Annotated in this window: 4 protein-coding genes and 3 tRNA genes; 5 read left to right on the forward strand and 2 right to left on the reverse strand. The window is 47.4% G+C overall.

Annotated features, from left to right (window positions below; genetic code table 11):
• Nucleotides 1-259: 259 nt before the first annotated feature.
• Nucleotides 260-928, reverse strand: a complete 669-nt coding sequence (queE, locus tag L976_RS01480) for a 7-carboxy-7-deazaguanine synthase QueE (RefSeq protein ID WP_047533481.1) — start codon at nucleotides 926-928, stop codon at nucleotides 260-262.
• Nucleotides 929-1,116: 188 nt separating this feature from the next.
• Here queE and queC point away from each other — a divergent pair, with 188 nt between their 5' ends.
• Together queC and rrtA are read left to right on the forward strand one after the other, a co-directional pair.
• The gene (gene queC, locus L976_RS01485; RefSeq protein ID WP_047533484.1) at nucleotides 1,117-1,836 is read left to right on the forward strand and encodes a 7-cyano-7-deazaguanine synthase QueC; all 720 of its coding nucleotides are present in this window, start codon (nucleotides 1,117-1,119) and stop codon (nucleotides 1,834-1,836) included.
• On the forward strand, nucleotides 1,833-2,447 hold the full coding sequence (gene rrtA / locus L976_RS01490; protein ID WP_047533487.1) for a rhombosortase: 615 nt from the start codon (nucleotides 1,833-1,835) through the stop codon (nucleotides 2,445-2,447). Before queC ends, rrtA begins: the two co-directional genes overlap by 4 nt.
• Before the next feature lie 148 nt (nucleotides 2,448-2,595).
• Here the strand turns inward: rrtA and uvrB are convergent, their stop codons facing one another.
• Entirely contained in the window at nucleotides 2,596-4,617 is a 2,022-nt protein-coding gene (gene uvrB / locus L976_RS01495; protein WP_047533490.1) for an excinuclease ABC subunit UvrB, read from the reverse strand.
• A 1,079-nt stretch (nucleotides 4,618-5,696) separates the two neighbouring features.
• Between uvrB and L976_RS01500 the strand changes: the two genes are divergently transcribed.
• The 3 genes from L976_RS01500 (at nucleotide 5,697) to L976_RS01510 (ending at nucleotide 6,004) form a co-directional block, all read left to right on the forward strand.
• Nucleotides 5,697-5,772 (forward strand) — tRNA-Asn (locus L976_RS01500).
• 49 nt (nucleotides 5,773-5,821) lie between these two features.
• A tRNA-Asn gene (locus L976_RS01505) sits at nucleotides 5,822-5,897 on the forward strand.
• A gap of 31 nt (nucleotides 5,898-5,928) precedes the next feature.
• Nucleotides 5,929-6,004 (forward strand) — tRNA-Asn (locus L976_RS01510).

A 6,004-nucleotide genomic window follows, 5' to 3' on the forward strand; every position in this document is an offset into this window, starting at 1 on the left:
TTCCCGAGTGGCCAAAGGGATCAGACTGTAAATCTGACGGCTCCGCCTTCGAAGGTTCGAATCCTTCTCCCTCCACCACTCTTTCTCATATCACGCTATATACCGCTTTATTCCCCAAGTTTTCTTTCTAGCATTCCACCTTATCCAAAGTTATTTTTTATCGCTTACTTAAGACTATTGTCTTTAATCCATAGATTTTGCTGATAAAAAAACGCCCCATTCGGAGCGTTAAAGAAAAGTGCACAGCGCTAAGTGGCGATTAATCGATATTTAAGTACTTATGGGTCTGAATCGATAAACGCCAGTTGCGGGCAATACACACCTTCATGGCTAATTCCGTCGCCCTTGGTTTCTGGCTGATCGGTTGCAGACAAATAGTTTTCCCTGACACATCAATCCCTTTGAGTAACTCATCGAGTTCGTCGATATGATGTTCGGTCGCTATCGGATGCTTTATCTCGTTGGCGCGGGTTAAGGCCTGCGCTAACACCTTATAACCCCCTTTCATATTGATCTTGGGCGAAACAGTCACCCAGGTATCAGCATCGCACTTCACCTCAAAGGTGCCACTGGTCTCGATTTGAGTGGCAAAGCCAGCAGCGTGGAGCGTGAGGGTTAATTCATTCAAATCATACATACAAGGTTCACCACCTGTGATCACCACATGGCGCGCCGTGTATCCCTTAGCGTTGAACGCCTCGATAAGACTCTGCGCCGTATGGTTAGCCCAGCGCCCCACGGAACCATCGACGGTAATCACTTGTTCGGGTGACACCTTGTTTTCCTCAAGCAGATCCCAAGTCTGTTTGGTATCACACCAAGCACAGCCTACTGGACAGCCCTGTAAACGCACAAAAATGGCGGGCACTCCGGTAAAGACACCTTCACCTTGAATGGTTTCAAAGACTTCGTTGACTGGGTAATTCATGCTAGCGTTCCGTTTTTCTGGGGCGGCATTTATAGAGGATTTTAGATGCAGCTGCAAGTTTTTACCGCCTCTGCCATTGTGATACTAAGTGCCGCATACCCGTCGCCACGCGCCAGCAAAGAGTTTGCAAGCCCTAGCGCCTGAGTTACACTTACGCCCTATTTTATGTGTCAATTTAAGTGGATCCTATGTCAGCAGCATCAGTTTCAAAGGTGGTAGTGGTTTTCAGTGGCGGACAAGACTCAACGACTTGTCTTATTCAAGCCTTAACACAGTATGATGAAGTCCATGGGATCACCTTCGATTATGGACAGCGCCACCGTGAAGAAATTGACGTGGCTAAATCCCTCGCCAAACGCTTAAACATCACCAGCCATAAAGTGATGGATGTGAGTTTACTCAACGAGTTAGCCATTTCTGCCCTCACCCGGGATGCGATCCCCGTATCCCACGAATTAATGGAAAATGGCTTACCCAATACCTTTGTGCCAGGCCGTAATATCCTGTTTTTGACTTTGGCGGGGATCTACGCCTACCAATTAGGAGCAGAGGCGATTATTACCGGTGTCTGCGAAACCGATTTTTCGGGTTATCCCGACTGTCGCCACGACTTTGTCCGTGCAATGGAATCAGCACTGGTGCAAGGCATGGATAAAAAGCTTGAGATCATCACGCCATTAATGTGGCTCAACAAGGCCCAAACTTGGGCGCTGGCCGATAAATACCAGCAGCTCGATTTAGTTCGCCACCATACCCTGACCTGTTATAACGGCATTGTCGGCGATGGTTGCGGTGACTGCCCAGCCTGCCACCTTCGCAAACGGGGCTTAGAGGATTACCTGCAAAATAAAGCAGAGGTGATGACCTCGCTCGACAAGGCAACTGAAACGGGTAAACCGCAGGCGTGAGACTGGTGACGTTAACAAAACTCGGCCCCTATTGGCTGGCGCTTGTCGTCAGTCTGCTCTGCGCGCTCTTGTATGTTACGGGACTTTTTACCCCAAGCGTAGATAATCTGCTCGCCTATCGACGTAGCGATATCAGTGATGGACAGTGGTGGCGCCTGATTACCGGTAATCTGCTGCATACCAATCATTGGCACCTGTTGATGAACCTCGCGGGATTATGGGTAGTACTGTTTTTGCACCACTTTCACTACCAGCTTAAGGGATTAGCCGCGCTGTTTATCCTACTTTGCCTATTTGAAGGCATTGGCCTATATCTGGGTTATCCGCAACTCTTAGGCTATGTCGGGCTGAGCGGCATGTTACACGGCCTATTTACCTTTGGTGCAGTGCAGGATATACACCGCAAAATGTACTCTGGTTATTTGCTGCTGCTCGGGGTGATAGTCAAAGTCGGCCATGAACAGTTCTATGGCGCCAGTGATGATGTAACCGCAATGATCGGCGCGCGGGTGGCCACCGAGGCGCATTTAGTTGGTTTGATCTGCGGATTACTGTGCGCGCTCTTATTCTTTATGCTCCCACGCACGATGCTAACCAAAGAAAAAGCATAAAGTCTCGATTCTTCTTTGATGATCTAATCCAATAAAAAGCCGCTAAACACATTGTGTTAGCGGCTTTTTATTCAGTAAAACACCTTAGTGGCAGAACGTTAGCATCACAGCGTCGAGTCTCAACGCCTTGCTTAGGCGAGAAACTCATTTATGCGCTGATCAGTAATTCCCTTAAGCGTTTCACCTCATCACGCAAGGCCGCCGCCTGTTCAAACTCCAAGTTACGCGCATGTTCATGCATTTGCTTCTCGAGCTTGTCGATATCATGGCTCAGCTGCGCAGCATCTGCATGATAACGTTTGGCTTTAGGCTCAGCGACTCTGCCAAGGGATGCTTGACCATAACCCTTTTCAGACTCTCTGCCGTCGTCCACATCCATCACATCGGTAATACGCTTGACCACGCCTTTTGGCACAATGCCATGCTCAAGGTTGTAGGCTCGCTGTTTCTCACGGCGGCGCTCGGTTTCGCCCATCGCCTTTGCCATCGAGTTGGTGATGCGATCGGCATAGAGGATCACCTTACCATTAACGTTACGCGCGGCACGACCAATAGTCTGGATAAGCGAACGCTCCGAACGTAAAAAGCCTTCCTTATCTGCATCCAAAATACAGACGAGCGAGACTTCCGGCATATCTAAGCCTTCGCGCAGCAAGTTGATGCCGACCAGCACATCAAACTTACCGAGGCGCAGATCGCGGATAATCTCCACCCTCTCTACGGTATCGATATCTGAGTGTAAGTAGCGGACTTTGACACCATGTTCGTCGAGGTATTCAGTTAAATCCTCCGACATACGTTTAGTTAACGTGGTGACTAACACCCGCTCGTTTACCGCAACCCGTTTAGCAACCTCAGAGAGCAAATCGTCCACTTGAATGCCGACGGGGCGCACCTCAAGCTCAGGGTCGAGCAATCCTGTGGGCCGAACAACTTGTTCAACAATCTCGCCGCCACTCTTATCCAACTCATAGGGATTTGGCGTCGCCGACACATAAATCGTCTGCGGCATTAACTGCTCAAACTCTTCAAACTTCAGCGGCCGGTTATCCAACGCCGAGGGCAAACGGAAGCCATATTCCACCAAGGTGGTTTTACGGGAACGGTCACCCTTATACATGGCACCAATTTGTGGCACGGTGACATGGGATTCGTCGATCACCAATAAACCATCAGCGGGTAAGTAATCGAGCAGCGTTGGCGGCCCCTCACCGGGGGCGCGTCCTGATAAATAGCGGGAGTAGTTTTCAATGCCGGAGCAATAGCCTAGCTCCACCATCATTTCAATGTCGTATTGCACACGCTCGTGGATCCGCTGTGCTTCAATCAATTTATTATTGTCAAGCAGATATTGCTTGCGCTCACGCAGCTCTTGCTTAATCAGCTCGGTGGCTTCAAGGATCTTTTCCCGCGGCGTCACATAGTGGGTCTTAGGGTACACTGTAGTGCGAGCGATACGTTTGATAATCTGCCCAGTTAACGGATCAAACTCACTTAAGCGTTCAATTTCATCGTCAAATAGCTCCACCCGAATCGCGTAGCGGTCTGAATCGGCTGGGAAAATATCAATCACTTCGCCGCGAACACGAAAGGTACCGCGCTGCAACTCGATATCATTGCGGGTGTATTGCAATTCACTCAAGCGCTTAAGAATGTCCCGCTGTCCCATGGTATCGCCCTGGCGCAGGTGCAATAGCATCTTTAGGTAAGAGTCAGGATCGCCAAGACCATAAATCGCCGATACCGAGGCAATCAGCACCACATCCTTGCGCTCCAGCAGGGCTTTGGTGGCCGAGAGCCGCATTTGTTCAATATGGGCGTTTACCGAGGCATCTTTTTCTATAAAGGTATTAGATGCGGGGACATACGCCTCAGGCTGATAGTAATCGTAATAGGAGACAAAATATTCCACCGCATTATTGGGGAAAAACTCTTTCATCTCGCCATATAACTGTGCGGCGAGTGTTTTGTTTGGCGCCATAATAATGGTCGGTCGCCCAAGCTTGGCAATCACATTGGCGATGGTGAACGTCTTACCAGAGCCCGTCACCCCTAATAGGGTTTGGCAAGCAAGGCCTGATTCGAGGCCATCAACCAATTTAGCAATGGCTGTTGGCTGGTCACCTGCGGGGGCAAATTGGGATTCAAGCTGAAAAACAGATTCTGACACGCGCTACATATCCTTGTGGTTAGTCGAACCATTCTAATCAAGAGACAGATTAAGCTCCAGCAGTTATCTTATAATCAGCCTACACTGAACATAAACGCCAATGTAACAAGTAGTAACTTTTATCAAATGTAATTAAATTACAAACCATTTATCTCCAATGTTGGGGATGAAAAATACTCCTCAATCCCGCATGGTTTCTCGCTTATTTCGACTTATCAACAAATTCTGTGGATAACCCTGTGAGTTGCGACTTAAAACAAGCGGCAAACCCTTGGTGCACGGGCGATGGACTTAAATTGCACTATTTTGGCGATAAAAATATTAATCCTTAAATTTCAGATAGTTGACAATTGCAAGCCTTATCTTTTTTAGCATAAATTTAAGTTGCAATTTTGTAAGCAGATGAAAGTCCTTCCTTGTGCATTAATTTGGCATTAATCCTGAATTTCAGTGCGTTTTATCGTCAGTTTGAGCGCTAAAACGCCGTAGTCAAAAAGTTTCACTTTGCTGCAATCAAATGGTCATCTTAATGTTTAACGGCGCTCATCTAGTGACTAGAAAGAGGATAATGCCCGAGTTGTGGTTCTATTTGCCTAAACGTCAGTGCTCACTACTCACGCAATAGACTCAGCCCAAATAGCGGCATCAACATTATAACGAGGTAAGAGATTATTTATGCGGGCAAAAACCTTTCTGAGTAAGGGCTAGCATCTGCCGGAATCCGCATTGACTTTGTTTGCTATTAGTTCCTGTAAACATTCAGCCAATTTTGCACTTTCGTGTATTTATTCAATGCCGTAGTGATTTTGATGCTCAAGCGAGGGATCTTTAAGCAATTGAAGATATGAGCCAGCCTTTAAGCACTTTTCATTGACAAATTTTATGGTACCGAACAGCGCTATCTTGCGAAAAGTTAAGTTATTTCTTCATCAAAATGCTGATTTCTACACCATGATGCACATTAGATGAGCACTTAACAGCATAATTACACTTTTTTTAGTAACTCGAGTTGACTCCTCCAACAGAGCGTTTTACTATGCGCTCCGTTCTCAACGAGTCATCGAGACGATTAAAGCGATTCCCCTGTAGTTCAGTCGGTAGAACGGCGGACTGTTAATCCGTATGTCACTGGTTCAAGTCCAGTCAGGGGAGCCACTCTTTAATCATTAATAATCAATGAGAATACAGTTAGATAACTAACGATTCCCCTGTAGTTCAGTCGGTAGAACGGCGGACTGTTAATCCGTATGTCACTGGTTCAAGTCCAGTCAGGGGAGCCACTTAGTTAGCAAGCTGATACGTTAAAACGATTCCCCTGTAGTTCAGTCGGTAGAACGGCGGACTGTTAATCCGTATGTCACTGGTTCAAGTCCAGTCAGGGGAGCCA

This window comes from Shewanella sp. ZOR0012 (assembly GCF_000798835.1).
GTDB classification, from domain to species: domain Bacteria; phylum Pseudomonadota; class Gammaproteobacteria; order Enterobacterales; family Shewanellaceae; genus Shewanella; species Shewanella xiamenensis.

Coding starts and splice junctions, on each gene's coding strand:
- queE (WP_047533481.1), bottom strand. CDS start 928: ATGAATTACCCAGTCAACGAAGTCTTTGAAACCATTCAAGGTGAAGGT.
- queC (WP_047533484.1), top strand. CDS start 1,117: ATGTCAGCAGCATCAGTTTCAAAGGTGGTAGTGGTTTTCAGTGGCGGA.